The sequence below is a fragment of the Nocardioides sp. genome, from assembly GCF_050246775.1.
Classification (GTDB): domain Bacteria; phylum Actinomycetota; class Actinomycetes; order Propionibacteriales; family Nocardioidaceae; genus Nocardioides.
Genome location: NZ_JBFWVK010000005.1, coordinates 123,878 through 149,915 on the forward strand (window position 1 = coordinate 123,878; position 26,038 = coordinate 149,915).

The 26,038-nt window shown below is 68.9% G+C and carries 27 protein-coding genes; 6 read left to right on the plus strand and 21 right to left on the minus strand.

Annotation, left to right across the window (positions count from 1 at the left end):
- Window positions 1-8: 8 nt before the first annotated feature.
- Entirely contained in the window at window positions 9-416 is a 408-nt protein-coding gene (locus AB7I40_RS19180; RefSeq protein ID WP_428346857.1) for a DUF4190 domain-containing protein, read from the plus strand.
- A gap of 18 nt (window positions 417-434) precedes the next feature.
- On the opposite strand, the gene AB7I40_RS19185 is transcribed toward AB7I40_RS19180, so the two are convergent.
- The 4 genes from AB7I40_RS19185 to hisI are packed head-to-tail and all read right to left on the minus strand — an operon-like array spanning window position 435 to window position 2,044.
- The gene (locus tag AB7I40_RS19185) at window positions 435-872 is read right to left on the minus strand and encodes a DUF2752 domain-containing protein (protein ID WP_428346858.1); all 438 of its coding nucleotides are present in this window, start codon (window positions 870-872) and stop codon (window positions 435-437) included.
- 4 nt (window positions 873-876) lie between these two features.
- Window positions 877-1,080, minus strand: coding sequence for an HGxxPAAW family protein (locus tag AB7I40_RS19190; RefSeq protein WP_428346859.1), 204 nt, complete (start codon window positions 1,078-1,080; stop codon window positions 877-879).
- A 51-nt stretch (window positions 1,081-1,131) separates the two neighbouring features.
- Window positions 1,132-1,707: a Trp biosynthesis-associated membrane protein gene (locus AB7I40_RS19195; protein WP_428346860.1), complete on the minus strand. Its 576-nt coding sequence runs from the start codon at window positions 1,705-1,707 to the stop codon at window positions 1,132-1,134.
- Window positions 1,700-2,044, minus strand: coding sequence for a phosphoribosyl-AMP cyclohydrolase (gene hisI, locus AB7I40_RS19200; protein WP_428346861.1), 345 nt, complete (start codon window positions 2,042-2,044; stop codon window positions 1,700-1,702). Before hisI ends, AB7I40_RS19195 begins: the two co-directional genes overlap by 8 nt.
- Before the next feature lie 120 nt (window positions 2,045-2,164).
- On the opposite strand from hisI, the gene AB7I40_RS19205 reads away from it, so the two are divergent.
- Window positions 2,165-4,747: a cation-translocating P-type ATPase gene (locus AB7I40_RS19205; RefSeq protein ID WP_428346863.1), complete on the plus strand. Its 2,583-nt coding sequence runs from the start codon at window positions 2,165-2,167 to the stop codon at window positions 4,745-4,747.
- Here AB7I40_RS19205 and AB7I40_RS19210 read toward each other — a convergent pair.
- Together AB7I40_RS19210 and AB7I40_RS19215 are read right to left on the minus strand one after the other, a co-directional pair.
- On the minus strand, window positions 4,731-6,521 hold the full coding sequence (locus tag AB7I40_RS19210; protein WP_428346864.1) for an ABC transporter ATP-binding protein: 1,791 nt from the start codon (window positions 6,519-6,521) through the stop codon (window positions 4,731-4,733). The genes AB7I40_RS19205 and AB7I40_RS19210 overlap by 17 nt on opposite strands.
- On the minus strand, window positions 6,518-8,290 hold the full coding sequence (locus AB7I40_RS19215) for an ABC transporter ATP-binding protein (RefSeq protein WP_428346866.1): 1,773 nt from the start codon (window positions 8,288-8,290) through the stop codon (window positions 6,518-6,520). The genes AB7I40_RS19210 and AB7I40_RS19215 overlap by 4 nt, the downstream gene beginning before the upstream one ends.
- A gap of 24 nt (window positions 8,291-8,314) precedes the next feature.
- Between AB7I40_RS19215 and AB7I40_RS19220 the strand changes: the two genes are divergently transcribed.
- Both AB7I40_RS19220 and AB7I40_RS19225 read left to right on the plus strand, forming a co-directional pair.
- The gene (locus tag AB7I40_RS19220; protein ID WP_428346868.1) at window positions 8,315-8,947 is read left to right on the plus strand and encodes a TIGR03085 family metal-binding protein; all 633 of its coding nucleotides are present in this window, start codon (window positions 8,315-8,317) and stop codon (window positions 8,945-8,947) included.
- A 16-nt stretch (window positions 8,948-8,963) separates the two neighbouring features.
- Window positions 8,964-9,926 carry a hypothetical protein gene (locus AB7I40_RS19225; RefSeq protein ID WP_428346869.1) on the plus strand — a complete coding sequence of 321 codons (963 nt, stop codon included), beginning with the start codon at window positions 8,964-8,966 and terminating at the stop codon, window positions 9,924-9,926.
- Here the strand turns inward: AB7I40_RS19225 and hisF are convergent, their stop codons facing one another.
- From hisF to hisD, 7 genes are all read right to left on the minus strand, one after another.
- Window positions 9,927-10,703 carry an imidazole glycerol phosphate synthase subunit HisF gene (gene hisF / locus AB7I40_RS19230; RefSeq protein ID WP_428346870.1) on the minus strand — a complete coding sequence of 259 codons (777 nt, stop codon included), beginning with the start codon at window positions 10,701-10,703 and terminating at the stop codon, window positions 9,927-9,929.
- Window positions 10,700-11,428 carry a bifunctional 1-(5-phosphoribosyl)-5-((5-phosphoribosylamino)methylideneamino)imidazole-4-carboxamide isomerase/phosphoribosylanthranilate isomerase PriA gene (gene priA, locus AB7I40_RS19235; RefSeq protein WP_428346871.1) on the minus strand — a complete coding sequence of 243 codons (729 nt, stop codon included), beginning with the start codon at window positions 11,426-11,428 and terminating at the stop codon, window positions 10,700-10,702. The genes hisF and priA overlap by 4 nt, the downstream gene beginning before the upstream one ends.
- A gap of 130 nt (window positions 11,429-11,558) precedes the next feature.
- The gene (locus AB7I40_RS19240) at window positions 11,559-11,900 is read right to left on the minus strand and encodes a hypothetical protein (protein WP_428346872.1); all 342 of its coding nucleotides are present in this window, start codon (window positions 11,898-11,900) and stop codon (window positions 11,559-11,561) included.
- Between the two features lie 4 nt (window positions 11,901-11,904).
- Window positions 11,905-12,546, minus strand: a complete 642-nt coding sequence (hisH, locus tag AB7I40_RS19245; RefSeq protein WP_428346896.1) for an imidazole glycerol phosphate synthase subunit HisH — start codon at window positions 12,544-12,546, stop codon at window positions 11,905-11,907.
- Window positions 12,543-13,154, minus strand: coding sequence for an imidazoleglycerol-phosphate dehydratase HisB (gene hisB, locus AB7I40_RS19250; RefSeq protein WP_428346873.1), 612 nt, complete (start codon window positions 13,152-13,154; stop codon window positions 12,543-12,545). The genes hisH and hisB overlap by 4 nt, the downstream gene beginning before the upstream one ends.
- Complete coding sequence (locus tag AB7I40_RS19255; protein ID WP_428346874.1) at window positions 13,151-14,230, minus strand: histidinol-phosphate transaminase; 1,080 nt, start codon at window positions 14,228-14,230, stop codon at window positions 13,151-13,153. Before AB7I40_RS19255 ends, hisB begins: the two co-directional genes overlap by 4 nt.
- A 4-nt stretch (window positions 14,231-14,234) precedes the next feature.
- The gene (gene hisD, locus AB7I40_RS19260) at window positions 14,235-15,536 is read right to left on the minus strand and encodes a histidinol dehydrogenase (protein WP_428346876.1); all 1,302 of its coding nucleotides are present in this window, start codon (window positions 15,534-15,536) and stop codon (window positions 14,235-14,237) included.
- 60 nt (window positions 15,537-15,596) lie between these two features.
- On the opposite strand from hisD, the gene AB7I40_RS19265 reads away from it, so the two are divergent.
- On the plus strand, window positions 15,597-16,265 hold the full coding sequence (locus AB7I40_RS19265) for an LON peptidase substrate-binding domain-containing protein (RefSeq protein ID WP_428346877.1): 669 nt from the start codon (window positions 15,597-15,599) through the stop codon (window positions 16,263-16,265).
- 2 nt (window positions 16,266-16,267) lie between these two features.
- Window positions 16,268-16,756, plus strand: coding sequence for a Cys-tRNA(Pro) deacylase (ybaK, locus tag AB7I40_RS19270; protein ID WP_428346878.1), 489 nt, complete (start codon window positions 16,268-16,270; stop codon window positions 16,754-16,756).
- Window positions 16,757-16,763: 7 nt separating this feature from the next.
- Here the strand turns inward: ybaK and AB7I40_RS19275 are convergent, their stop codons facing one another.
- The 8 genes from AB7I40_RS19275 to AB7I40_RS19310 form a co-directional block, all read right to left on the minus strand.
- Window positions 16,764-18,368, minus strand: a complete 1,605-nt coding sequence (locus tag AB7I40_RS19275) for a DUF3352 domain-containing protein (RefSeq protein ID WP_428346879.1) — start codon at window positions 18,366-18,368, stop codon at window positions 16,764-16,766.
- Window positions 18,369-18,412: 44 nt separating this feature from the next.
- Window positions 18,413-18,970: a hypothetical protein gene (locus tag AB7I40_RS19280; RefSeq protein WP_428346880.1), complete on the minus strand. Its 558-nt coding sequence runs from the start codon at window positions 18,968-18,970 to the stop codon at window positions 18,413-18,415.
- Complete coding sequence (dnaE, locus tag AB7I40_RS19285; RefSeq protein WP_428346881.1) at window positions 18,955-22,497, minus strand: DNA polymerase III subunit alpha; 3,543 nt, start codon at window positions 22,495-22,497, stop codon at window positions 18,955-18,957. Before dnaE ends, AB7I40_RS19280 begins: the two co-directional genes overlap by 16 nt.
- 153 nt (window positions 22,498-22,650) lie before the next feature.
- Window positions 22,651-23,118 carry an N-acetyltransferase family protein gene (locus tag AB7I40_RS19290; protein ID WP_428346882.1) on the minus strand — a complete coding sequence of 156 codons (468 nt, stop codon included), beginning with the start codon at window positions 23,116-23,118 and terminating at the stop codon, window positions 22,651-22,653.
- Window positions 23,105-24,034 carry an RluA family pseudouridine synthase gene (locus AB7I40_RS19295; protein ID WP_428346883.1) on the minus strand — a complete coding sequence of 310 codons (930 nt, stop codon included), beginning with the start codon at window positions 24,032-24,034 and terminating at the stop codon, window positions 23,105-23,107. Before AB7I40_RS19295 ends, AB7I40_RS19290 begins: the two co-directional genes overlap by 14 nt.
- Window positions 24,031-24,621 (minus strand): signal peptidase II, encoded by a 591-nt coding sequence (lspA, locus tag AB7I40_RS19300; protein WP_428346884.1) that lies wholly within the window; start codon window positions 24,619-24,621, stop codon window positions 24,031-24,033. Before lspA ends, AB7I40_RS19295 begins: the two co-directional genes overlap by 4 nt.
- Entirely contained in the window at window positions 24,594-25,043 is a 450-nt protein-coding gene (locus AB7I40_RS19305) for a TraR/DksA family transcriptional regulator (RefSeq protein ID WP_428346885.1), read from the minus strand. Before AB7I40_RS19305 ends, lspA begins: the two co-directional genes overlap by 28 nt.
- A 205-nt stretch (window positions 25,044-25,248) precedes the next feature.
- On the minus strand, window positions 25,249-26,007 hold the full coding sequence (locus AB7I40_RS19310) for a DivIVA domain-containing protein (RefSeq protein WP_428346886.1): 759 nt from the start codon (window positions 26,005-26,007) through the stop codon (window positions 25,249-25,251).
- Window positions 26,008-26,038 lie beyond the last annotated feature (31 nt).

The following is a 26,038-nucleotide window of genomic DNA, read 5'->3' on the forward strand; positions in this document are numbered from 1 at the left end:
TGTCACCGATGAGCTACCAAGAGCCACCGCCCCCCGGAGGCGGCTACCCACCGCCACCGCCGGGTGGGAACTATCCGCCACCGCCACCGCCCGGCGGGGGCTACGGCCAGCAGCCGTACGGCGGGATGCCTGGCCAGCCGCCCCGCAACAGCCCCCTCGCGATCGTGTCCCTGGTCCTGGGGATCGTGGCCATCATCCCGTGTTTCTACTCCTGCTTCGTGTTCGCCATCGCGGCCTCGGTGACCGGCTTCATCGCCAAGGGCCAGATCGACTCCTCCAGTGGTGCGCTGCGCGGCCGGGGCATGGCTCAGGCGGGGTTCATCCTCGGCCTCGTCGCCATCGCCCTGGGCATCGTGTGGTGGATCTTGACCCTCACGACCGACGCGTTCGACTTCGAGTACAACTACAGCAGCTGACCCGCCGGCTGGCTCGCCCTACGGGGCGAGCCAGTGGCCGGTCGGCAGGTTGCGCGCGACACTGAACAGCACGACGACCGCGAGCGCCACGCCGAGGACCGGCCACGACGAGAGTCGCGTCGGCTGGCGGCGTACCCCTCTCCAGGCGTCCCAGGCCCATCGGCCCAGCAGGAACACGATCAGTGGGATCGAGACGACGAAGAGCAGGTTGCTCGAGGCGGCGGCCGCAAAGTCGCCGTGCGCCAGGTCGTTCACGGCCCGAAGGCCGCCACAACCGGGACAGTAGACGCCGAACACCGCGTAGGAGGGGCAGACGCCCCAGTTCCCCGGCACATGGGGATCACGGACCCGCAGCGCCAGCGTCGCCAGTCCGATCCCGGCGACAGTGAGCGCGGGCGGCACCAGCCTGCGTGGCCGAGTCGGAGCCGCCCGTGGCGCTGCGTGCGCGGTGGTCATGGGCTCAGTGCTGGGCGGCGCCCATGCCCATCTTCTCCATCGCCCGCCACACCACGAGCGAGAGCGGCAGGAACGCCATCCCGATCCAGAACACGACCAGGTTGATCGGCGAGAGCATGAGGCCGATGCCGGCGACGACGAAACCGATCATGGCGACGGACACGCCCGTCCAGGCTGCCGGGGTGTTGCCGTGACTGTCAGCGGACATGCGGTGTGCTCCTCGGTGCGGGGTCGGTCGGGCTCAGTGTATTCACGACCATCACACCGTGGGGTCGCGACCCTCTTCGATGGCCTTCCAGAGATCCAGATTCGATTCGGGCTCCACCTCGCGTACCGCGCCCGGGGCATCGTAGCGACTGCCCATCTCGGGCCACCGAGCAACCAGCCGGACGGCAAGGCACCCGGCCGCCACGCTGAGGGCTGCACCGCTCGCGGCGGCCCAGAACCAGATCGTGGTGTGCACCGAGGCATCGGTGATGCCGCTGTTCTCAAGCTGTCTGCGGACCGTGTCCTGGGCGCTGCTGAAAGCACCGACCACGGAGACCGCCGCGCCGACCGCGGTGATCACGACCAGCCAGGCCATGGCGCGCCGAAACCGTCCCCTCGTGACGAGAAGCACGCCCCAGGCGGCCAGCACGACGAGACTCAGCGCCGTCGTCAGGGGCAAGGTGGCGTCGATCGGGACGACGGAGGCGTCGCTGGCCGGGCCGCTGTCCACGCCTACGGTCGCTCGATTGGCAGCCAGCGCCGTGAGCGCCCCGGCTCCGAGGCCCAGCAGCAGGACCGGGCCGAAGGTGGAGCGTTTGCGTGGCGCTTCCTCGACCTCGTCAGCCATCGGTGAGGAGCCCGTCGTCGAAACACGTGCGGGTGCCCGTGTGGCAGGCGGGGCCTTCCTGGTCGACCGTCACCAGGAGGGCATCCCCGTCGCAGTCGAGGCGGACGTTCTTGACCCACTGACGGTGCCCGGAGGTCTCGCCCTTCACCCAGTACTCCTGGCGCGAGCGGCTCCAGTACGTCGCCCGCCCGGTGGTCAGGGTGCGGGCCAGTGCCTCGTCATCCATCCAGCCCAGCATCAGGACCTCGCCGCTGTCGTGCTGCTGGACCACCGCAGCCACCAGCCCGTCCGCGGTGCGCTTGAGCCGGTCGGCGATGGCGGGGTCCAGGGAGGTCACCGCACCAGTATCGCGCCAGCTGGTGAGCGCGGCCCCGGTGCCCGTCGGTTGGCCCGTCGATCAGCTGGGACAGGACCTCCGACTCTGGCCGCCAGGACCAGCGGCCGCAACCCTGACGACATGACGAGGTCAGGGCTGTCCAACGTCGAGGTGGCCCGCCTCCTCCGCGAGAACGGGCCCAACGAGATCCACCAGCGCGGCCGGGTGTCGGTGTGGTCGCGCGTCGGCCTGCAGCTGCGCGATCCGCTGATCATGGTCCTGCTGGCCGCCTGTGCGCTGACGACGGCCACCGGTGACCTGACCGACGCGGCCGTGATCGCGCTCGTGGTGTTGGTCAACACCACGGTGGGCGTGGCCCAGGAGCTCAAGGCTGATCGCGCCATCACCGCGCTGACCCAGCTCACCACACCGGCGGTGCGGGTGCTGCGCGAGGGCGTGGACTGCTCGATCCCGGCCTCGCAGCTGGTGCCCGGGGACATCGTCCTTCTGGGCGAGGGCGATGTCGTGCCGGCCGACTGCGACCTTCTGGAGGCGTCGTCGCTGTTGATCGACGAGTCCGCCCTGACCGGCGAATCGGTCGCGGTGGGCAAGACCGCCGCCCGCGGCGAGCAGGCCGGTGACACCGTTTCGTCCGGCACGGTGGTGGTCAAGGGACGCGCCGTCGCCCGCGTGACTCGGACCGGCGGGGCCAGTTCGCTCGGCCGCATCGCCGAGCTGATGGACAGCGACGTCCAGGCCACTCCGCTGCAACGCCGACTGGCCGGGCTGGGCCGCACCCTGGCGCTGGTGGCCATCGCACTCTCCGCCCTGGTGCTGGCGCTGGGCCTGGCCCGCGGTCAGCCGTTGGAACTCATGGTCATCACGGCGATCAGCCTCGCGGTCGCCGCAGTGCCCGAGTCGCTTCCTGCCGTGGTCACGTTCAGCCTCGCCCTGGGTGCGCGTCGGATGGCTGCGCGTCATGCCGTCGTTCGACACCTGGCCGCCGTGGAGACGCTCGGGTCGGTCACGGTGCTGGCGACGGACAAGACCGGCACCCTGACACAGGCACGGATGGTCGTCGAGGAACTGTGGACCCCCGCACGGCAAGCGGTCACGCCCCACCCTGAGTCCGGCGTCTTCTCGTGGCACGGCGAAGTGATGGGCCTGTGCGACGCGCCGGATGTCGTGGAGCTGCTCAGCGCCGGAGTCCTGTGCAACGACGCCAGCCTCGCGCCTCCCGGAGGATCCGACGGTTCGGCAGCCGGGATGGGCGACCCGACCGAGGTGGCGATGCTGGGCGCCGCGGAGTGGGCCGGGCTCAGCCGCGGGCAACTCGCGGTCGAGTACCCGAGGATCGGGGAGGTGCCCTTCGACAGCGTCGCCCAGATGATGACGACCGCACATCGAAGCAAGGACCCGGACACCAAAGGGCTGCTGGTGGTGACCAAGGGGTCGATCGAGGCACTTCGAGGGCGTCATGATCCGCGAAGCAAGTCGAAGGACTGGCACGAAGCCCTGGTCTGGGCCGACTCGATGGCCGCGGAGGGATACCGGGTGCTGGCGGTGGCGTCAGGTCGGGCGGCATCCTCGGCGGACTGGGAGGGCACCGAGCAGCGCCTGCTGGGACTGTTCGCGATGAACGACCCGGCCAAGCCCGCCGCCAAGGCCACGATCGCTGCCTGCCGGTCCGCAGGCATCATTCCCGTCCTCATCACCGGGGACCACCCGGCCACGGCTCGGGCCATCGCGCTGCGCGTCGGCGTACTGGATGTCGTCGAGGGTGCCGGTGACGGGGCCGTCGTCACGGGGCCACAGATCTCAGCCGGAGAGCCCCAGGACCTGACCCAGGCCAGGGTGTTCGCGCGCACCAGCCCGGAGCAGAAGCTCGACATCGTGCGCGCCTGGCAGGACGCCGGCGCCGTCGTTGCCATGACCGGCGACGGCGTCAACGACGGTCCCGCACTGCATCGTTCGGACATCGGGGTCGCCATGGGCGGCCGCGGCACCGAGGTCGCCCGCCAGGCGGCCCAGCTCGTGCTCGCCGATGACGACCTGGGCACCTTGGTCGCCGCGGTCGAGGAGGGTCGCCGCGTCTACGCCAACATCCGGATGTTCCTCGTGTTCGGCCTCGCCGGCGGCGCCGCCGAGATCCTCGTCATGCTGCTCGGCCCGTTCACGGGACTTGTCGTGCCGCTGCTGGCGGCGCAGATCCTGTGGATCAACCTGTTGACCCACGGGCTCACAGGGGTCGCCATGGGCGCCGAGCCGGCAGCGCCCGACCTGATGTCGCAGTCACCTCGTCCGCCCGAGCAGAGCGTGCTCGGCGCCGGGCTGTGGCAGCGGGTCCTCGCCCTGGGCGTAGTCCTGGCCGGGTTCGCACTGGGTCTGGGGCTGTGGGCCGAGGCCACCGACCGGGCGTGGCAGACGATGATCTTCCTTGCCCTGACCAGCCTTCAGCTGGGTGTCGCCCTGGGTCTGCGGCCGCGTCAGTTCGGCCTCGGGAACCCGCTCCTCCCGGCCGCTGTGCTCGGTTCTTTCCTGCTTGCCGTAGCGGGCGTCTACCTGCCGGTCCTGCAGGAGCTGTTGGGCACCGTTGCGCTGCCCTGGGGCGACCTCGTGATCGCTGGCGGCACGGGCATCGTGGGATGGTGCGCCGCACAGGTGTCACGTCGGGCCGTAGGCCCGAGCGCTCCGATCGGTGCTACGACTACCCCTGCTGGTTGACCCAGGAGGCGTGCAGGCCGCCGTAGACGCCGCCCTCGGCAACGAGTTGCGCGTGAGGCCCCCGTTGGACGATCTGGCCCTTGTCGACCACGACCACCTCGTCGGCGTTCTCCGCGGTAGTCATGCGGTGGGCGATGGTGACCGACGTCCGCCCGGACATGAGCCTGTCGAGGGCTCGGTTGATGCGCATCTCCAACTCGGGGTCGACCGCGCTCGTCGCCTCGTCGAGCACCAGCAGGTCGGGGTCGGCCAGGTGCGCACGCAACAGCGCCACCAGCTGCCGCTCCCCCGCCGACAGCGACTCCCCGCGCTGCCCGACCATGGTCCGCAGACCACGCGGCAGTCCGGCGAGCCAGTCGTCGAGTCCGAGCTCGCGTGCCGACTGCTCGATCTCCGCGTCCGTGGCGTCGAGCTTGCCGTAGCGAGCGTTGGCGGAGAGGGTGTCATCGAACAGGAAGCCCTCCTGCGGAACCAGCACGACCGAGCGCCGAAGGCTCGCATCCGACACCGACCGAAGGTCCACGCCGTCGAGCAGGACGGCCCCCTCGGAGGGGTCCATCAACCGGGTCAGCAACTTGGCCAGCGTCGACTTGCCCGACCCGGTCTCACCGACGACCGCCACCCGGCTGCCTGCCGCCAGGGTGAGATCGATGTCGTGCAGGACCGCGGGGCCGGTCGGATAGGAGAATCCGACCCGGTCGAACCTGACGTCGATCGGCCCGCTGGGCAGCATCGCCCCCTCGGGGCCGGGGTCCACCAGGTCGGCCGGAGTGTCCAGGATGCCGATCACCCGGCGCCACCCGGCGATCGCGTTCTGGGCATCGGTGAGGATCTGCGTGCCCATCTGGACCGGGTTGACGAACAGGGTGACCAGGAAGGCGAAGGCGAGGACCTCGCCGGCGGTGATCTCGCCGGCGAAGCCGAGCTTGATGCCGAGGATCAGAACCGCTGCGTTGGCCAGACCGGCCGAGATGCCGCCGAGGGAGAACGAGAGCACCGTGAAGCCCTGCGCCTTGGTGTTGGCGGCCTGGTTGGCCGAGATCGCGGCGTCGATGCGGTCCTGCGTCCGCTTCTCCACGGCATAGGTCCGCACGACCGCTGCACCGACCACGGGCTCGGAGATGGCGCTGAGCATCACCGCGACCTGGGCACGCACCACGCCGTACGCCGCGGAGAGCTTGCGCTGGAAGTAGCGCAGCGACGCGAACAGCGGCACGAAGCAGAGCCAGACCACCAGGCAGAGCTGCCAGCTGTAGTAGGCCATCACGATGGTCGCCACCAGCATCTGACCCACGCTGATGACGAAGATGATGCCGCCGAAGATCAGGAACTGGCTGACCTGGTCGACGTCGCTGGTGACCCGGCTGACCAGCGCCCCGCGACGCTCGGTGTTCTGAGTGAGCAGGGGGAGGTCGTGGACATGGCGGAAGGCCTTGATCCGCAGCGTGGCCAGGCCGCGCTCGGCTGCATTGAACAGGCGCGCGGTCATGAAGTACGACGCCACGCCGGTCAGCACGATGGCCACCGCAGCGATCACCCCGATCCGCACCATGAACGCCAGGTCTGGTCCGCCGGGGGCACCGATGCCCTTGTCCAGGGTCTGCTGGACCGAGATCGGGACGACCACCTGGCCGACGGTGGCCACCAGGGCCAGGAGGAAGGTCTTCGTGATGCCTTCACGCAGCTCGGGCGAGTAGCCGATCCCGCGCCGGATGGTCTCCAGCGCCTTGATCTCCTCCCCGGAGTCCATCCGGGTGCCCGTGGTGGCGCTCATGCGTCCACCTCGTGCGGCTGCTCGTAGGCGTTGACCAGCCGCGCATAGGCCGGGTTGCGGTCCAGCAGCTCGACATGGGAGCCCCGGTCCAGCACCCGTCCCTCGTCGAGGTGGATGACCTCGTCGGCCAGGCCGATGGTGGCCTTGCGATAGGCGACGACCACCAGCGTCGGAGCGCCGTCACCGGCACCGCGCAGTCCGGCCAGGATCCGGGCCTCGACCTCGGGATCGACGGCGCTGGTGGCGTCATCGAGGATCAGCAGTCGGGGGCGACGTACCAGCGCCCTGGCCAGCGAGATCCGCTGACGCTGTCCGCCGGACAGACTGGTGCCACGCTCACCCAGTCTGGTCTCGAGCCCGTCCGGCAGGGCGGCCACGAAGCCGTCTGCCTGGGCGATGCGCAGGGCGGCCCAGACGACCTCCTCGGCCACGTCCGCACCGAGGGTGACGTTGCCGCGGACGGTGTCGTCGAAGAGGAAGGCGGTCTGCGGCACCACGCTGACCGATCCGGCCAGCTCACCGCGGGCCAGGTCACGCACGTCGATGCCGTCGATCTGGACGCTCCCGCTGTCCGGGTCGACCAGCCGGGTCAGCAGGTTCGTGAGGGTGCTCTTGCCCGACGCGGTGGGGCCGACCACCGCGACCGTCCGTCCGGGTGTGACGTCGAAGGTGACGTCGTCCAGCAGCGCCTGTCCGGGCTCGTAGGCGAAGGCCAGCCCGGACACCCGGAGCCGAGCCGGATCGCGGCCGTCGAGCGCGGCCTTGCCGTAGGTCATCTCACCGGTGGCCTCCAGCACGGACTGCACCCGTTGGAAGCCGACCACGCTGCGGGGGAACTCACCCAGCAGCCAGCCGATGGAGCGGATCGGGAAGGAGACGATGGTGAGCAGGTAGGCGATCGTGACCAGGTCGCCGGGGTTGCTGGTCCCGTCGAGCACGCGGGAGACACCGACGGCGAGCACCACCAGCACCCCGAGGTTGGGCAGGGCGGCGAGAGTCGGATCGAAGGCGGCGCGGATCCGGCCCGCCCTGATGTTCACGTCCTGGAGCTCGTGGGCACGGCGGGCGAAGCGCGCGGTCTCCTCACTCTCCCGTCCGAGGGTCTTGACCACCATGGCGCCGTCGAAGGATTCATGGGCCACCTCGCTGAGCTCGGCGCGCAGTGCCTGTGCCTTGGTCATCAGGGGTGAGGCGAGCCGCTGGTAGGCGACGTTGGCGGCGATCACGCAGGGAAACACCAGGAGCCCGACCAACGCGAGCACCAGGTCGGTGACCAGCATCTGGACGACCGCGATCACCATCATCGCGACGGTGCCGACCGCCATCGGCAAGGGCGCGATCGGTGCCCAGGCAGCCTCGACGTCGGAGTTGGCGTTGGACAGGAGCTCCCCCGTGGGGTGCTTCTGGTGCCACTCCATGGGCAGGGTGAGGTACTGCCGGGTCACCGCGCGTCGGTAGTGGGCCTGCATGCGGTACTGCATGATGCCCGCGCCCAGACGCCGGGCGACGATGCCGACGGCCCTGAGGATGGCGACACCGACGAAGAGGCCGAGCACCGCCCACAACGCCCCGTCGCCGATCTTCCCGTCCCGGAAGGCCGGGAGCACCGCGTGATTCGTGGCCCACCCCAACACCCACGCATCGGCCACCGTCAGCGCCCCGAAGAGCAGGCTGCCGACCGTCGACAGGGTGAAGATCCACGGCTCACGCTTGATGGCGACCCCGAGTACGGCGAACCCGTCGCCCATGGTGGAGGTCCGCGATGTCACTCGTCCGACTCTATGCTGCGAGTCGTGAGCACCCATCATCTGGCCCGCGAGGAACGACAGCGCTTGTGCGACCTGGCGCTGGACCTCGGTCCCGAAGCACCCACCCTGTGCGGCGACTGGAATGTGCAGGAGCTCGTCGCGCACCTGCTGGTCCGAGAGCGCAGCCCGTTCTCCGTCGGGATCGCGGTCCCACAGCTCTCCGGTCTGACCGAGCGTGCGATGGTCCGCGCGCAACGTCCCGGGTTGGAGGCGATGGTGGCTCGCCTGCGCTCCACCAGGTTCACCCCCGTGTGGATCGGAAAGGTGGACACCCTGTTGAACACCATGGAGTTCTTCGTGCACCACGAGGACATCCGGCGAGCACAACCCGAGTGGACTCCTCGCCGGCTCTCGTCCTACGAGCAGGCCCAGGTGTGGGGTGGGCTGAGGTTCACCGGCAAGGCCCTGGCGCGGCCGGCCGGCGTACCCGTCTCGATCAGGCGCAGCGACAGGGACGCGGTCGCGGTGCTGGTCCCGGGCGACGAGCCTGTGGTCGTCACCGGGCTGCCCTGCGAACTGACGATGTTCCTCTACGGACGAGACCAGCACCGAGACCTGGAGTTCACCGGTCCCCAGCAGAAGATCGCGGCCCTGAAGGGCGCGGCACTCGGCCTGTGACGAGTACCGTCGGGCCATGAACCTCGCCTCACCTGCGTTGGTCTTGGTCCTGTTCGCGACGGCCGGGTGTTCGGGTGCGCAGGACGACGCGGAGTCCTCCGCGTCGCCCAGCGCGACGTTCGTGGCTCCTCCGGACATGGAGGTCACTGAGCTGGACACCGGCCCGGTCGGCGTCGCAGCGGTGGGCGGGGAGGCCTGGAGCGTCCTCACCGAGGATGGGGAGGTCAGGATGGCGGACGACCAGCGGATCGCGGTCGGTGAGGCACCACTGCGGTTGGTCGACACCCCGGCCGGGGTCTGGGTCAGCGTCATCGGCGAGGGGCGGCTGGTGCGGATCGACCCCCGCTCGGGGAAGGTCGACCTCCGGGTGCGGCTGCGGCCTGCGGGCAGCGAGCCCGAGGGGCTGGCCTATGACGGGCAGAGCGTGTGGGTGGTCGACCAGGCCGGCGATCGGGTGCTGCCGATGGACCCGCGATCGGGCCGGTTCGGGCCCGCCGTCTCCGTGGGCATCGCGCCGCGGCTGGTCAGCAGCGGTCCGTCCGGCGTGTGGGTGAGCAACTACGACGGCGGCTCCGTCTCACGCGTTCGTGACGGCCGGGTCCGCACGGAGGACTTGGCGGCGTGCGCCTCGCCCCAGGGGCTGGCCGAGGCCGGGGCGGTGATCTGGGTGGCCTGCACCGATGAGGACAGGGTGCTGGGGCTCGACGCCCAGACCCTCGCAGTCGTCGCCACCTTCGACGGGCTCGATGCTGCCGATGCCGTGGTGGCGGACGGGGACACGGTCTTCGCCGTGGGACAGGCGGGACCCACCGTCTGGAGGATCGACGCCGGTCAGCGCACCGTGGGCAAGAAGGTGGTGCTGGACGAGATCGGAACCACCCGCGAGAACGTCGGGGCTGCCGTGGTCGCGGGGCACCTGGTGGTCACCCATCCGGAGAGCCGTCGAATCTACGCCCTGCCGCTGGCGTCCCTGCGCTGATCAGCGCACCGGGTGACCTGCCGCCCGCAGGCTCTGCTTGACGTCGGCGATCCGCAGCGTCGCGAAGTGGAACACGGTGGCGGCCAGGACGGCGTCGGCCCCGGCCTCGACCGCCGGAGCGAAGTGTTCCAGGGCACCGGCGCCACCTGACCCGATGATCGGGACGGAGACCTCGCGGCGTACGGCGCGGATGAGGTCGAGGTCGAAGCCGTCCTGGGTGCCGTCGGCGTCCATGGCATTGAGCAGGATCTCGCCGGCTCCCAGCTCAGCGGCACGCACGGCCCAGGCGACCGCGTCGAGACCGGAGGAGGTCCTGCCCCCGTGGGTCGTCACCTCGAAGCCGGAGTCGCCCGCGTAGCCGGTGGAAGCGTCCGCGCGGCGGGCGTCGACCGACAGCACGAGGACCTGGTTGCCGAACCGGTCGGCGATCTCGGAGATCAGCTCCGGGCGGCGGATGGCAGCGGTGTTGATCGCCACCTTGTCCGCCCCGGCACGCAGCAGGCGATCGACGTCGTCGACCGAGGCGACTCCCCCGCCCACCGTCAGCGGGATGAACACCTCCTCGGCCGTGCGCGAGACGATCTCCATGGTCGTGGCTCGACCCTCGTGCGAGGCGGAGATGTCCAGGAAGGTCAGCTCGTCTGCACCTTCGGCGTCGTAGGCACGTGCCAGCTCGACCGGGTCGCCGGCGTCGCGGAGATCGACGAAGTTGACACCCTTGACCACCCGCCCGCCGTCGACGTCGAGGCACGGGATCACCCGCACGGCCAGACTCATGGCTTGGTCAGCGCCAGTGCGTCGATGAGGGTGAAGCGGCCCTCGTAGAGTGCCGTGCCGATGATCGCACCTTCCACACCGTTCGGGACGAGCGCCTGAAGAGCGGCGAGGTCGTCGAGTTCGGTGATGCCGCCGGAGGCCACCACCGGGCGATCGGTGGCCGCACAGACACTCTCGAGCAGCGGGAGGTTCGGGCCCTGCAGCATGCCGTCCTTGTTGACGTCGGTGACCACGTAGCGGGCACATCCCTCGGCGTCGAGCCGGGCCAGCACCTCGTACAGGTCGCCTCCGTCACGGGTCCAGCCACGCGCCGCCAGGGTCCGGCCCCGGACATCGAGCCCAACGGCGACCCGGTCGCCGTACTCGGCGATCGCCGCGGCGCACCAGTCGGGCTGCTCCAGCGCGGCGGTGCCGATGTTGACCCGACGGCAACCGGTGGCCATCGCCGCCGCCAGCGACTCGTCGTCGCGGATCCCACCGCTCATCTCGACCTTGATGTCCAAGACACCCACGATCTGGGCCTGGAGCTCCCGATTGTGACCTCGGCCGAACGCCGCGTCCAGGTCCACGAGGTGCAGCCACTCCGCGCCGGCTTCCTGCCACCGCAGGGCCGCCTCGATCGGGTCACCGAACCGCTTCTCGGATCCCGCGACCCCCTGCACCAGCTGAACGGCCTGGCCGCCCGCAATGTCGACCGCCGGCAGCAGCTCGAGGTAGTCACTCATGCCCGGAATCCTAGGGCTGCCTCGTCTCCCTCCACCTTGCCGGTCACCCCCGTGGACACTCCACCCACTGGCGATAGTCCCGAACGTTTGGCACCGCAGCAGGGCGTGTCGAGATGCGAAACGTTCGGGACTATCGCGGACGGCGGAACAGGAGCAGGTGGACGACCGGGGCCACGAGCACGGTGACGAGCAGCGCCAGGAGCCGTGGTGCCCAGTCGGAGAAGGCAAGCCAGACCACCAGGTTGACGAGCCCGAGCAGGATGGCGGTCATGGTCAGCTCGTGACGCCGACGCTGGGCGAGCACGCCGGACGGTCCTTTCGACCCTCTGGCTGGCAGCGGCAGCCGGGAGGTCACGGCCCGTCTACGTGCCTCCCTGCGTTCGCGGCGCTCGGACTCGGCAGCGCGGGCGGCCGCCTGCTCGGCCCGCTCACGCTCACGCTCCGCTCGACGACGAGCTCGTTCTCTGCTCATCGGTTCACAGCGTGGCGACCCAGTTGCGCAACAACGCCGCGCCCGCGTCGCCGGACTTCTCCGGGTGGAACTGGGTGGCCGTCAGCGGCCCGTTCTCGACCGCGGCGACGAATCGGTCACCCCCGTGCTCGGCCCACGTCACCAGGGGCGCCCTCGTGCGCCCGTCGGTGACGAGGGTCCAGTCCCGCACACCGTAGGAGTGCACGAAGTAGAACCGCTCGTGCTCGACTCCGTCGAAGAGCACGCTGCCCTCGGGGACCGCCACGGTGTTCCACCCCATGTGGGGTACGACGGGCGCCTGGAGGCGTTCGACCAGACCCGGCCACTCGTCGCACCCGTCGGTCGACACCCCGTGCTCGACCCCGCGTTCGAAGAGGATCTGCATGCCGACGCAGATGCCGAGGACGGCTCGGCCACCAGCGAGGCGGCGACCGATGATCTCGTGGCCCTTGACGGCACGCAGCCCCGCCATGCACGCCGCGTAGGCGCCGACGCCGGGGACCACGAGGCCATCGGCCTCCATGGCCGACTGCCGGTCCGCGGAGAGCGTGACGTCGGCCCCAGCGCGCTCGAGCGCCCGGACTGCCGAGCGCAGGTTGCCCGAGCCGTAGTCCAGGACGGTGACGCGCGGCGCCTCCGGGCTCAGAGCGTGCCCTTGGTCGAGGGGACCCCGGTCTCCCGCGGATCGAACGCGACGGCGTCGCGGAACGCACGCGCGAACGCCTTGAACTGGGCTTCGACGAGGTGGTGCGGGTCACGGCCGGAGAGCACGCGCACGTGGAGCGCGAGGTGGGCGTGGAACGAGATCGTCTCGAACACGTGGCGCGTCAGCGAGCCTTGGTAGCCCGGGCCGCTGTCACCCCCGATGCAGACGTAGATCTGGCCCTCGGGCTCGCCGGTGTGCACGCAGTAGGGCCGCCCGGAGACGTCGACCACGGCCTGGACGAGAGCCTCGTCGAGGGGAACGGTGGCATCGCCGAAGCGGCGGATCCCGGTCTTGTCGCCGAGTGCCTCGCGCAGGGCCTCGCCCAGGACGATGGCGGTGTCCTCCACCGTGTGGTGGGCGTCGATGTGGGTGTCGCCGTCGGTGTGCACGACCAGGTCGACCAGGGAGTGGCGGGCGAAGGCGGTCAGCATGTGGTCGTAGAAGCCGACCCCGGTGGAGACGTCCGAGCGGCCGGTGCCGTCGAGGTCGACCGACACGGTGACCTTCGACTCCTTGGTCGCCCGGGTGATCTCGGCGGTCCTGCTCATCTGGATTCCTCCATCGCTTCGGTGAGCGCCTCCTTGAAGGCGGCCATCTCTGTTGCTGTTCCGATCGAGACCCGCAGCCAACCCTCTGGTCCGGTCTCGCGGATCAGCACCCCCCGGTCGAGGAGCGCCTGCCAGGTCGAGTGCCGGTCGGCGAAGGTGCCGAACAGCACGAAGTTGGCATCGCTGTCGGCAACGCTCAGCCCGACCTCGCGCAGCCAGCGTACGGTCTCGTCGCGCTCCGCGCGCAGGTCATCCACGCGGCCGAGCAGTTCGGGTGCGTGACGCAGCGCGGCCAACGCAACCGCCTGGGTGACGGCCGACAGGTGGTAGGGCAGGCGGACGACGCGGATGGCGTCGCAGATCTGCGGGGCGGCGGCCAGGTAGCCGAGCCGTGCACCAGCCAGAGCGAACGCCTTGCTCATGGTCCGAGTGACGACGAGGTTGCGGTGGCTGGGCAGCAGCTCAAGGGCACTCGGCGTGCCGCTTCGACGAAACTCGCCATAGGCCTCGTCGACGACGACGATCCCGTCTCCGGCGGCCTCGCACAGCATGCTCACCGCTTCCGGGGGAAGTGCGGTGCCGGTGGGGTTGTTGGGCGAGGGCAGCAGCACGACGGACGGAGCGACTTCCACGACAGTGCGACGGGCCGCTTCCAGGTCGAGGGAGAAGTCAGTCTCACGATGTCCGAGCACCCAGTCGGTGACCGTGTCACGCGCGTACTCCGGATACATCGAGTACGTCGGGGCGAAGCTCAACGCCCGGCGCCCTGGGCCACCGAACGCCTGGAGCAGCTGGAGCATGACCTCGTTGGAGCCGTTGGCCGCCCAGACCTGCTCGGGGCGGACCCCGTGGCCCAGGTAGTCGGCCAGGGCGGATCGCAGATCGCTGAACTCGCGATCGGGGTAGCGGTTCAACGAGGACGAGGCGTGGGCCACGGCGGTCGCGATGTCCGCCACGACCGCTGGCGAGGGCGGGTAGGGGTTCTCGTTGACGTTGAGCTGCACGGGCACCTCGAGTTGCGGCGCCCCATAGGGCGCGATGCCGCGCAGCTCCTCACGGAGCGGAGGGAAGGTCACCGGGTCAGTCCTCGAACCGGACCCGCACCGCGGCACCGTGACCGGGCAGATCCTCAGCCTCGGCCAGGGTCACCACGTGGTCGGCGACCTCGGCCAGCGCCGCGCGGGAGTAGTCGACGACGTGGACGGACTTGAGGAAGGCCCGCACCGACAAGCCGGAGCTGTGACAGGCACATCCGCCGGTCGGCAGGACGTGGTTGGAGCCGGCGCAGTAGTCCCCCAACGAGACGGGCGCGAAGGCGCCCACGAAGATCGCTCCGGCGTTGAACACCCGCGCGGCCACTCCTGCCGCGTCGGCGGTCTGGATCTCGAGGTGCTCAGCGCCGTAGCCGTTGACGACGGCGAGCCCCTGGTCGATGTCGTCGACGAGCACGATGCCGGACTGGGGTCCGGTCAGGGCGGTGCGGACGCGTTCGATGTGTCGGGTCACGGCGACCTGCTTGTCGAGCTGGGCCTCCACGTCGTCTGCGAGCCGTGGGGAGTCGGTCACCAGCACGCTGGCCGCGGCAGGGTCGTGCTCGGCCTGGCTGATCAGGTCCGCAGCGACGTGGGCGGCGTCCGCGGTGTCATCGGCAAGTACGGCGATCTCGGTGGTGCCGGCTTCGGAGTCGATCCCCACGATCCCCTTGAGCAACCGCTTGGCTGAGACCGTGTAGATGTTGCCGGGGCCTGTGACCAGGTCGACGCGCCGACAGGGACCGGCACCGTGGGCGAACATCGCGATCGCCTGGGCCCCGCCCACGGCGTACACCTCCTCGATCCCCAGCAGTGCGCAGGCCGCCAGGATCGTGGGGTGGGGCCGGCCGTGGAACTCCTTCTGCGGGCTGGAGCTGAGGGCGATCGAGGGGACGCCGGCGACCTGGGCGGGAACGACGTTCATGATGACGCTGGAGACCAGAGGAGCGATCCCGCCGGGGACGTAGAGCCCCACACGCTGCACCGCGACCATCCGTTGGGTGACCCGGGCACCGGGACCCAGGTCGGTGACCACGTCGTGCTCCAACTCTGTTTCACACGTCGCGCGCAACCGCGAGATCGACTCCTCCAGCCCTGCCCGGACAGCGGGATCCAGCTGCGCCAGCGCCTCGGTGAGCTCGGCGGGCGGCACCGCGATGTCGGGGACATCAACGCCGTCGAACTTCAGGGAGTAGTCCCGGATGGCCTCGACGCCGCGATCGCGGACGTCGTCGCAGATCGGACGCACGACATGCAGCGCTGCCTCGATGTCGAACTCGGCCCGGGGCAGGGCGGTGCGATAGTCGAGGCCGGATCCGGCCGTGCCTCGGAGGTCGATCCTGCGCATCATGTCGACAAGTCTAGAGGCGCCGGCTGACACACCTCACCCGGTTTCACCTACGGTGGAGTGGTGAGCGAGACGATGCCGATGTTCCCGTTGAACACCGTGCTGTTCCCGGGTGTCTCGGTGCCGCTTCGCGTCTTCGAGGATCGTTACCGCGCCATGGTGCATCGCCTGCTCACCATCGACGACCCGGCCGAGCGCATCTTCGGGTCGGTCGCGATCCGGGAGGGCTACGAGGTGGGCTCGCACGGCAACCAGTCCCTGCACCGGGTGGGCTGCTTCCTGCAGCTCACCGAGGCCGTCGGCAATCCCGACGGCACGTTCGACATCGTCGCGGTGGGTCGAGGCCGGATCAGGTTGGACTCCCTCGACGGCTCGGGCACCGTCCTCGAAGGAAGTGTGGAACGACTCGAGGACACCGACGGCTCGATCCGTGACGAGACCGTCGAGGACGCCCTGGCGATCTTCGAGACCTACCGCCTCACCGTCTCCGAGGTCAGCAACGCCGAGGTCCTGGTCGGCGATCTCCCCCACGATCCGACGTACCTGTCCTGGAGCCTGGCTGCCACCTGCCTGCTGACCATGCGTGAGCGTCAGAACCTGCTCGAGGCCACCGACGCGGCCGTCCGGCTCGCGATGGTCACCGGCATGATCAGCCGCGAGATCCAGGCGATGCACGCGATCCCGTCGCTGCCGGCGATCGACGTGGCTCGCAACCGGTGGAGCCCCAACTAGGCATGGCCCGCAGCTCCAGCGGCGGTACGCCGGCCACGATCGCGCTGAGCCGCGCCGGGATCGAATTCACGCTGCACCCCTACGTCCACGACCCGCGGGCGGCGTCCTACGGGCTCGAGGCGGCCCAAGGCTTGGGGGTGCCGCCGGACCGGGTCTTCAAGACCCTGATGGCCGAAGTGGACGGGAGGCCGGCGGTCGGCCTCGTCCCGGTCGATCGCCAGCTCGACCTCAAGGCGTTGGCGCGTGTCCTCGGCGGCAGCAAGGCAGTGATGGCGGATCAGGCGACCGCCCAGCGCGCCACGGGCTACGTGGTGGGCGGCATCTCCCCGATCGGCCAACGTCGGCAGTATCCGACGGTCCTTGACGACGCTGCACTGGCGCACCCGAGCATCTTCGTGTCGGCAGGACGTCGCGGCCTGGACCTGGCCCTGAGACCGGCCGATCTGATCCGGATCACCGCAGCGATCACGGCTCAGATCGGCCGGGGCTGAACTGGCGTCAGTCGGTGCTGAGCTTGATCGATGCGTGCACCGCGTCGTCGTCGACCCACAGGGAGAAGCCGAACGCCCCGAGTGGCGCGACGTTGTCGATCACGTCGTCCTCGGCGCCGGAGTCCTTGAGCGCGTTGACCAGCCAGTCATCGCCGGCGTCGGCGTTGGCGTAGACCACGTAGATCGACTTGTCGCCCTGAGGGATGACCTGCTGGTAGTCCGAGCTCGCGCCCAGTCCGCCGTCCTCGGACAAGGCGTCGAGCCAGTCCTGGTCCGGACCGAAGCTCAGGTAGTCCCCCGAGGATTTCGACAGCAGCCACGACTCGTCGGGCAGTTGCGCGCGCAGCTTCTCGAGCGTGGCCTCGGCCGCATCGGGGTCACCCTTCACCTTCATGCCGACCCCGACGTCACTGAAGTCGTCGGCGTTGGACAAGGCGTCGACGTCGATGTCACTGCTCACGGCCAGCGCGAAGGACTCTCCGGTCAAGGCCTCGATGTCCTCAGGGAGGGCCAAACCGGTCTGGTCCTCGATCTCGGCCATCGCGGCGTCGAGGTCGTCGCCGGATCCGAGGGCACCGGCCACCTCGTCGAGGTAGGTCTGCAGCCAGCCCTCGCCGAGGGAGGCACCCAGGGCGAACGCGGTGTCGACCGGAAGGCTGCCGACCACGTCGGCACCCTCGCTGGCGGTGATCACCTTGGCAAACGGGTTGTTCGAGCGGTCTCCGGCAAACTCGGCCTCGACCGAGCCGTCGACGAAGCGAAGCTTCATCGCCGCGCCTTCGAAGTCCTTCAGCTCCTGCGTCTGGTCATCGGTCAGCGCCGCCTCGCTGTCGACCCCGCTGGAGTCGAGCAGGCCGGGAAGCGCGTCGGCCAGCTTCACTGCAGCACTGGGCGCGATGTAGGCGCTCATGATGCCGTCACCGCCGGCTTCGTCCATCCACCGCTGGTACGACGCATCGTCGGCCAGGTTGCTCTCCAGGGCATCGCTGACCACGTCGTCGGCGATCGCGTCGGTCTCGGCCAACACGACCCAGTCGCCTTCGATCGCGATGCCACCGCTTCCGGAGTCGTCACCGCAGTTCATCAGCGTGTCGATGCCTGCCTTGGCCTTGTCCTCGTCGGTGATCTCGACGATGCCGACCGGGGCCGGGGTGGCCTCGCCCGTGTCGATGGCTGCGATCGCCATCCGGTTGCCGAGCCAGGGGGCGATGTCAGTGTCGTAGTCGACGTCCTCGCAGGTCCCGTCCTTCTGGATCTGCTCGAACAACGACTTGCGGACGTCGCTGGAGCTGCTGAGATCGAGCTCGCTCCTGATGGCCGGGAACTTGTTCAGTGTCTTGAGGGCCTCGATCTTCTGCTCGCCGCTGGGGTCGAGGTTGACCTGGGCGAACGCGAGGGTCGAGTCGGGAAGCATCTCAGCGGCATCGGCGCCGGAGGAGAGGTACCAGGAGGCCGCCCAGGCAGCGCCGCCCACGATGACGACTCCGGCCAGGATGCCACCGGCGGCCAGCGCCGCCTTCCGGCTGGGTCGGGCGCCTCGCACGTCCTGCGGATCACCACCGGAGGAGTCGAGGATCTCTTGTTCGCCCGGAGGCGGGAAGTTGCTGGACACGGTGGTTCCCCCTGGATGGTGGTGCTGCGGTTGCGACGGCGAGTTTAACGCGGGCCCGGCCCTCGCCGTGGGGGCTTGAAGAAGAACACCGCTGCGGCGCTGAGCACGGCGCCGAACGGGAGAGCGCAGAAGGCACCCTTGCCACTCACCCCGAGATCGCCCACGATCGGTTCGAAGTCATCGGCTGTCTTCGCCAGAACCGCGGGATCGGGGGGTCCCAGCGTGGTGCCGACCCACCACATGACCGCGGTGGCGACCAGGGAGCCGACGACGATCGCGGCCAGGGTGACCACTTCGTCGTGATCGAAGGCCAGCGAGGTGACGGTCCCCACGAGCAGGCCGGCCACCACGGCGACCAGCACGTAGATGCCGGTGCTGGAGAAGTCTTTGGGAAGGCCGTCGCCATCGAGGATCCACTTGCCCTGGAAGGCCGCCCCGGTCGGGGGTGTCCAGATCCTCTCCCAGACGAAGCCTGCGACCACCCCCACCACCAACGAGGTCGCCAGGATGGCCAGGATGTCGGCGAGGAGTCGGCGCCGGGCGGGCCGGTCCGCGCGCGGCTCGGACTCGATCGGCTCGGGGTGGCTCAGCTGCCCAGACATCCGGGTCCCAGGAGCTGCTTGAGGTCGGCGAAGAGGGCCGGAGTCGGAGTGACCCGCAGGCGATCATCGAGCTTGAGGACGGTCGTGGACGCCCGGTTGAGCAGCTTGAGTCGAACCTCGGTCATGCCCGGGTGGGTGCCGAGCACGTCCTTGAGCTGTTCCACGACCGGACCGGTGCACCGCGTCGCCGGCAACGTGATCACAACCGGCCCGCTGGGACCGTCGGACAGGTCCGGGACGCTCACTTCCTGGCCGTGGATCTCGGGCACGTCCTTGCTCCGCGAGAGCCGGCCCTTGACCGTGATGATGTTGTCCTCGCCGAGGTAGGTGCTCGCCAGCTGGTAGGAGCTGGGGAAGAGCAGGACGTCGATCGCACCGTCGAGGTCCTCCACGGTCACCATGGCCCACGCATCGCCGCGTTTGGTGATCTTGCGCTGGACCGACGTGACCAGTCCGGTGATGGTGATCGTCGACCCGTCGGTGCGCTCCTCGTCGAGCATCAACTGGCCGATCGTGCAGTCCGCCGTGTTGGCCAGCAGGTGCTCGAGCCCGAGAAGGGGGTGGTCGGACACGTAGAGCCCGAGCATCTCGCGCTCATGGCCCAGGAGGGTCATCTTGTCCCAGTCGTCGATGTCGGGGATGGTCACCGAGATCCCGAACCCGCTGGCACCGCTGTCGTCCAGGCCGCCGAAGAGGGAGTCCTGGCCGATGGCCTCGTTCTTCTTGATGTCGACGTATTGATCGACTGCCGACTCGTGGATCGCGACCAGGGCCCGGCGCTTGTGCTTCATCTCATCGAAGGCGCCGGCCTTGATGAGCGACTCGATCATCCTCTTGTTGCAGACCAGCGCCGGGACCTTCTCCATGAAGTCGTTGAAGTCGGCGTAGCGACCGTGGTCTCGTCGCGCGGACACGATGGCGTCGACCACATGGTGCCCGACGTTGCGGATGGCGGTGAGACCGAAGCGGATGTCATGGCCGACCGGCGTGAAGGTGGCTGCGGACTCGTTGACGTCCGGTGGTAGGACCTGGATCTTCATGCGGCGGCACTCGTTGAGATAGATCGCCATCTTGTCCTTGTCGTCCTTCACCGACGTCAGGAGCGCAGCCATGTACTCGGCCGGGTAGTTGGCCTTGAGGTAGGCCGTCCAGTAGGAGACCAGCCCGTAGGCAGCCGAGTGCGCCTTGTTGAAGGCGTAGTCGGAGAACGGCAGCAGGATGTCCCACAGGGTCTTGACCGCGTTCATGGAGTAGCCGCGCTCGGTCATGCCGGCCGAGAACGCGACGAATTGCTTGTCCAGTTCCTCCTTCTTCTTCTTGCCCATGGCGCGCCGCAACAGGTCGGCCTGGCCGAGCGTGTAGCCGGCCAGCTTCTGGGCGATGGCCATGACCTGCTCCTGATAGACGATCAGGCCGTAGGTCTCCCCCAGGATCTCCGCGAGCGGCTCGGCCAGCTCGGGATGGATCGGCGTGACCTCCTCGCGGCCCGTCTTGCGCCGGGCGTACTTGTTGTGGGAGTCGGCGCCCATGGGCCCGGGCCGGTAGAGCGCGCCCACAGCCGAGATGTCCTCGAATGCGTCGGGACGCATCGAGCGCAGCAGCGAGCGCATGGGACCACCGTCGAGTTGGAACACGCCCAGGGTGTCTCCACGCTGCAGGAGCTGGTAGGTGGCCTCGTCCTCGAGCGCCAGGTCCTCCAGCACCACCTTCTCGCCACGGTTGGCCTGGATGTTGATGAGGGCGTCGTCGAGCACGGTGAGGTTGCGCAGCCCGAGGAAGTCCATCTTGATCAGCCCGAGCTTCTCGCAGGTCGGGTAGTCGAACTGGGTGATGATCGCGCCGTCCTGCTCGCGCTTCATCAGCGGGATGACGTCGATCAGCGGCTCACTCGACATGATGACGCCAGCGGCATGGACTCCCCACTGGCGCTTGAGCCCCTCAAGCCCGATCGCGGTGTCCACCACCGTCTTGACGTCGCTCTCGCCGTCATAGAGCGCGCGGAACGTGCCACCCTCGCCGTAGCGCTTGTGCTCGGGGTTGAAGATCTCCCGGAGTGGGACGTCCTTGCCCATCACGGCGGCCGGCATGGCCTTGGTGATCTTGTCGCCCATGGCGAAGGGGTAGCCCAGGATCCGGCTGGAGTCCTTCACCGCCTGCTTGGCCTTGATGGTGCCGTAGGTGACGATCATCGACACCCGGTCGTCGCCGTACTTGTCAGAGACGTAGCGGATGACCTCGCCGCGACGACGCTCGTCGAAGTCGATGTCGAAGTCGGGCATCGAGACCCGGTCGGGGTTGAGGAAACGTTCGAAGATCAGGCCGTGCTGGAGTGGGTCGAGATCGGTGATGCGCATGGCGTAGGCCGCCATCGATCCCGCACCCGAACCACGGCCGGGACCCACCCGGATCCCGTTCTCCTTCGCCCAGTTGATGAAGTCGGCCACGACGAGGAAGTAACCCGGGAAGCCCATCGCGGTGATGACGCCGACCTCGAAGTCGGCCTGCTTGCGCACCGCGTCGGAGATGCCGGCGGGGTAACGCGCCTGCAGCCCTCGCTCGACCTCCTTGACGAACCAGGAGTTCTCGTCCTCACCCGCGGGCACCGGGTAGCGGGGCATGTAGGTGCCGTTGCCCTCGGTGAACTCGACCTCGCAGCGCTCGGCGATCAGCAACGTGTTGTCGCAGGCCGCCTTGAGCCCGTTGCGGTGCTCCCACAGGTCGCGCATCTCGGCTGGGGACTTGATGTAGTAGCTGTCCCCGTTGAACTTGAAGCGCTTGGGATCGGCCATCGTGCTGCCGCTGGACACGCAGAGCAGGTGTTCGTGGGAGCCCGCGTCCTCCGGGTTGACGTAGTGGGAGTCGTTCGTGGCGATCGGCGGGATCCCGAGGTCGGCCGACAACCGGAGCAGGCCGTCGCGGACCCGTGTCTCGATGTCGAGACCGTGGTCCATGAGCTCGAGGAAGAAGTTGTCGCGCCCGAAGATGTCCTGGAAGTCCGCCGCTGCCTGACGAGCCTTGTCGTAGTCACCGATCCGGAGCCACGTCTGGATCTCCCCCGAGGGGCACCCGGTGGTGCCGATGAGGCCCTCGGCGTATTGCGACAGCAGCTCCCGGTCGGCGCGAGGCTTGTAGAAGAAGCCCTCCATCGACGCGCGGGTCGACAGCCGGAAGAGGTTGTGCATGCCGAGGGTGGACTCGGCGAGCAGGGTCATGTGCGTGTAGGCGCCGGACCCGGAGACGTCGTCGTCCCCACCGTTGTTCCACCGAACCCTCTTGCGCTCCTGGCGGGGCGTGTTGGGGGTGAGGTAGGCCTCCATGCCGATGATCGGCTTGATGCCGGCAGCCGTGGCCTTGGCATAGAAGTCGTAGGCGCCGAACACGTTGCCGTGGTCGGTCATCGCGATGGCACCCATGCCCAGTTCTGCGGTGCGGGCGAACATGTCGCCGAGTCGTGCTGCACCATCGAGCATGGAGTACTCGGTGTGGACGTGCAGGTGCACGAAGTCAGCCGATGTTCCAGACGGCATCCGGTGAACCTTCTCCCAACGCAAACTCGAAAAATGGGACCGATCAGCGCCGCGTCGAGCCAGCTGACTCAGCCATCATCGGGGAAGGGCCTCAGCCTACGCGACCTGACTGCTCGATCGTGACAGGCAGCGCCGACAGTCCATGCGACCAGCTCAGGGTCTGGCCGGCACCCACCCCAGGCGGAGATCCGGTTCCCGCTCCTCGTTGCCGCGGCCGTCGGTGTGCTCGAGCTCGACCAGGCCACGGGCAGCGTAGAACTGGCGGGCCGGGGTGTTCATCTCGAAGACCCACAGCTCGAAGCCTGCGGGGCACAGCGCCTTCACCAGGTCCAACAGCGCACTGCCAACGCCCCTGCCGGAAGCCCGCGGCAGGACGTAGAGAGACTCCAGCCAGTCGTCGCGGACCGCCGCGAAGCCCACCGGGCCGTCGTCGTCGGCGGCAAGCCACACCTGCAGCACCGACAGGTCCCATCCCCCGAACCACTCCCGCACCTCATCGGGTGGGTGCACGCCCGGCGGCATCGGGGCCGCCCCACGCGACTCGAGATAGACCTCGGCCAGTGCGGCCAGGTCGTCGTACGTCGCGGGACGCAGCAGCAGGTCCGGCTCAGTCGGCCCCACGGACGGACTCCAGGGCGCTCGCGAGGTCGTCGGGGTACGTCGACTCGTAGGTCACGTACTCTCCGGACTCCGGGTGCTCGAAACCGAGCCGGACCGCATGCAGCCACTGCCGCTCCAGCCCGAAACGGGCGGCGAGCACGGGGTCTGCGCCGTAGGTGAGGTCACCGACGCACGGATGCTTCAGGGCACTCATGTGCACCCTGATCTGGTGGGTCCGACCCGTTTCGAGATGGACCTCCAGCAGGCTGGCGAAGCGATGGGCCTCCAGCGTGGAGTAGTGCGTGATGCTGTGGCGGCCGTCCGCCATGACCGCGAACTTGTAGTCGGCCTTGGGGTGGCGCCCGATCGGCGCGTCGATGGTGCCCTCGTGAGGGTCCGGGTGGCCCTGGACCAGCGCGTGGTAGGTCTTGTCCACGCTGCGGTCGCGGAAGGCCTGCTTGAGCACCGAGTAGGCCACCTCGGACTTGCAGATCACCATGACCCCCGACGTCCCCACGTCCAGGCGCTGCACGATGCCCTGGCGTTCTGAAGCACCGCTGGTGGCGATCTGGAAGCCGGCACCGGCCAGGTGTCCGACCACGGTGGGTCCCGACCAGCCCGGGGACGGATGGACTGCGACCCCGACAGGCTTGTCGATCACGACGATCGCGTCGTCGTCGTGGATGATCTTGATGCCCTCGACCACCTCGGGGACGACCTCGACGCCCGAGCTGACCGCCGGCAGGGTCACGTCGAGGACCTCACCGACGTCCACCCTGTCGGACTTGCCGACGTTGTGCCCGTCGACCTGGACCAGGCCCTGGGCGATCAGATCAGCCGCCCGGGTGCGCGAGAGACCGAACATGCGGGCGATCGCGGTGTCGACACGCTCACCTGCCAGCCCGTCAGGCACCAGGACGGTGCGCTGGTCGCTCACGCGGGGTCCTGCTCACGATCATCGGAGTCCTTCGAGGCCTTGACGCGGCTTCCGTCGAGACTCACTCCGCGCACCGTCTGGATCAGCACGATGGCGACCCCGATGTTCAGGCACATGTCGGCCACGTTGAAGATCGGCCAGTTCGGCAGCTCGAGGAAGTCCACCACATGTCCGCGCAGCGGACCCGGGGCCCGTAGCAGCCGGTCGGTCAGATTGCCCGTGATGCCGGCCAGGAGCAGACCCAGACCGATCGCCCACAGGGTCGACCCCAATCGGCGGGACAACCACAGCACGACCAGGGTGGCTGCGATGGCCAGCAGGGAGAACACCTCGGTGAACCCCGTGCCGGTGCTGAACGCAGCTCCCGGGTTGCGGGCAAGGTTGAACCCGAACAGGTCGCCGATCACGTCGACCCGCCCCTTGCCGGTCAGCCGCTCGACAGCGAGCACCTTGGTGCCGATGTCGATGGCGTAGGCGATGAGGGCGGTGACGACGAAAACCGTCCGAAATCGGGTCCGGTGAGGAGGTGAGATCGGGGTTTCGGGGTGGTCGCCGGAGTTCAGCGACGTTCCTCGCGCTGCTTGCATGACAGGCAGAGTGTCGCACGCGGGAACGCCATGACCCGCATCTTGCCGATGGGGTTGCCGCAGGACTCGCACACCCCGTAGCTGCCGTCGTCGATCCGGGCCAGGGCACGTTGGGTCTGCGCCAGCATCTCGCGGGAGTTGTTCACCACCGTCAGCTCGTGGTCGCGTTCGAAGCTGGTGGCACCCAGGTCGGCCTGGTCCTGTCCGGCCCCGTCACCCGCGTCACGCATGAGGCCGGCCAGCTCGATCTCCTGGTCGTGCAGCTCAGCGGTCAAGCGGTCGGCGTACCCGTGCAGTTCGGTGAGGACTTCGTCGAGCTCCGCCTGCGTCCAGGCGTCCTCACCCTCCTTGACGGCGAGACTCGCCACATCCGGCACCTTCTTGGCCGGCGGCCGCTTCGCCGCGGTCTTCTTCGCTGTCACCTTGTTCACCCCAGAGGTCGGTGCTGCCGTGTTCGTTGCTGTGGCGTCTTTGCCGGAAATGTCCACTGTCGCAACGAGACGCGACAGCGAGTGAGGGGAGGCTAGCCCCTCGATCCTGCGTACTCAAACTGCCACGCCCACGACATGCACGATGGCCGGCCCCCGATGAGGGGTCCGGCCATCGTCGTGTGTCAGGTGCGGGTGTTCAGCCCTCGTCGTCACCGAGGATCGAGCGCAGCCGCTTGGGCGCCGCACCAGCGACGTCACCGGTCGGAGCAATGGACTCGCCGCCGTGGTCGAGCGCCTCCAACTGCTGCGTGAAGTAGCTCTTCAGGCGGGAGCGGTACTCGCGCTCGAACGCACGCAGGGTCTCCACCTCGCCGTTGAGCTTGTCGCGCTCCTTCTCCAGATCACCGAACAGCTGCGTGCGCCGGTCGCTGGTCTCCTGGTCGAGCATCTGCGAGCGCTGACGGGCGTCGGCCTCGGCGCGGTCCGCATTGGTCTTGGCCTCGCTCTCGAGTCGCTCAGCCTTCGTGCGGGCCTCACCGATGATCTTGTCGGCCTCGTTCTTGGCCTCGTCCACCAACTCGTCTGCGTTGCGCGTGGCGATCTCGAGCAGTCGGGCAGCGGCGTTGGACGCCTGCGGCACGGTCTCGACCCGAATCGTCTCGGTAGGCGCAGCCGGAGCTGCCGCCGCGACCGGCACCGGCGCCACTACGGGCTCCGGCTCGGGCTCGGGGGCCTTCTCCTCCGCCACCGGCTCGGGGGCCTTGGTGAACGACGTGGTCGCTCCCGACTGAGCCGCGGACAACTGCGAGCGCAGGTCCTCGTTCTCCTTCGTCAGTCGCGCCAGCTCAGCCTCGACCTCGTCGAGGAACTGGTCGACCTCGCCCATGTCGTAGCCCTCGCGGAGGCGCACGGGCGTGAACCGCTTGTTGCTCACGTCCTCAGGCGTCAAAGGCATGACCTCACCCATTCAATAATCGTCGCGAAAA

Coding starts and splice junctions, on each gene's coding strand:
- AB7I40_RS19180 (WP_428346857.1), top strand. CDS start 9: ATGAGCTACCAAGAGCCACCGCCCCCCGGAGGCGGCTACCCACCGCCA.
- AB7I40_RS19185 (WP_428346858.1), bottom strand. CDS start 872: ATGACCACCGCGCACGCAGCGCCACGGGCGGCTCCGACTCGGCCACGC.
- AB7I40_RS19190 (WP_428346859.1), bottom strand. CDS start 1,080: ATGTCCGCTGACAGTCACGGCAACACCCCGGCAGCCTGGACGGGCGTG.
- AB7I40_RS19195 (WP_428346860.1), bottom strand. CDS start 1,707: ATGGCTGACGAGGTCGAGGAAGCGCCACGCAAACGCTCCACCTTCGGC.
- AB7I40_RS19205 (WP_428346863.1), top strand. CDS start 2,165: ATGACGAGGTCAGGGCTGTCCAACGTCGAGGTGGCCCGCCTCCTCCGC.
- AB7I40_RS19210 (WP_428346864.1), bottom strand. CDS start 6,521: ATGAGCGCCACCACGGGCACCCGGATGGACTCCGGGGAGGAGATCAAG.
- AB7I40_RS19225 (WP_428346869.1), top strand. CDS start 8,964: ATGAACCTCGCCTCACCTGCGTTGGTCTTGGTCCTGTTCGCGACGGCC.
- hisF (WP_428346870.1), bottom strand. CDS start 10,703: ATGAGTCTGGCCGTGCGGGTGATCCCGTGCCTCGACGTCGACGGCGGG.
- priA (WP_428346871.1), bottom strand. CDS start 11,428: ATGAGTGACTACCTCGAGCTGCTGCCGGCGGTCGACATTGCGGGCGGC.
- AB7I40_RS19240 (WP_428346872.1), bottom strand. CDS start 11,900: ATGAGCAGAGAACGAGCTCGTCGTCGAGCGGAGCGTGAGCGTGAGCGG.
- hisB (WP_428346873.1), bottom strand. CDS start 13,154: ATGAGCAGGACCGCCGAGATCACCCGGGCGACCAAGGAGTCGAAGGTC.
- hisD (WP_428346876.1), bottom strand. CDS start 15,536: ATGATGCGCAGGATCGACCTCCGAGGCACGGCCGGATCCGGCCTCGAC.
- ybaK (WP_428346878.1), top strand. CDS start 16,268: ATGGCCCGCAGCTCCAGCGGCGGTACGCCGGCCACGATCGCGCTGAGC.
- AB7I40_RS19280 (WP_428346880.1), bottom strand. CDS start 18,970: ATGTCTGGGCAGCTGAGCCACCCCGAGCCGATCGAGTCCGAGCCGCGC.
- dnaE (WP_428346881.1), bottom strand. CDS start 22,497: ATGCCGTCTGGAACATCGGCTGACTTCGTGCACCTGCACGTCCACACC.
- lspA (WP_428346884.1), bottom strand. CDS start 24,621: ATGCAAGCAGCGCGAGGAACGTCGCTGAACTCCGGCGACCACCCCGAA.
- AB7I40_RS19310 (WP_428346886.1), bottom strand. CDS start 26,007: ATGCCTTTGACGCCTGAGGACGTGAGCAACAAGCGGTTCACGCCCGTG.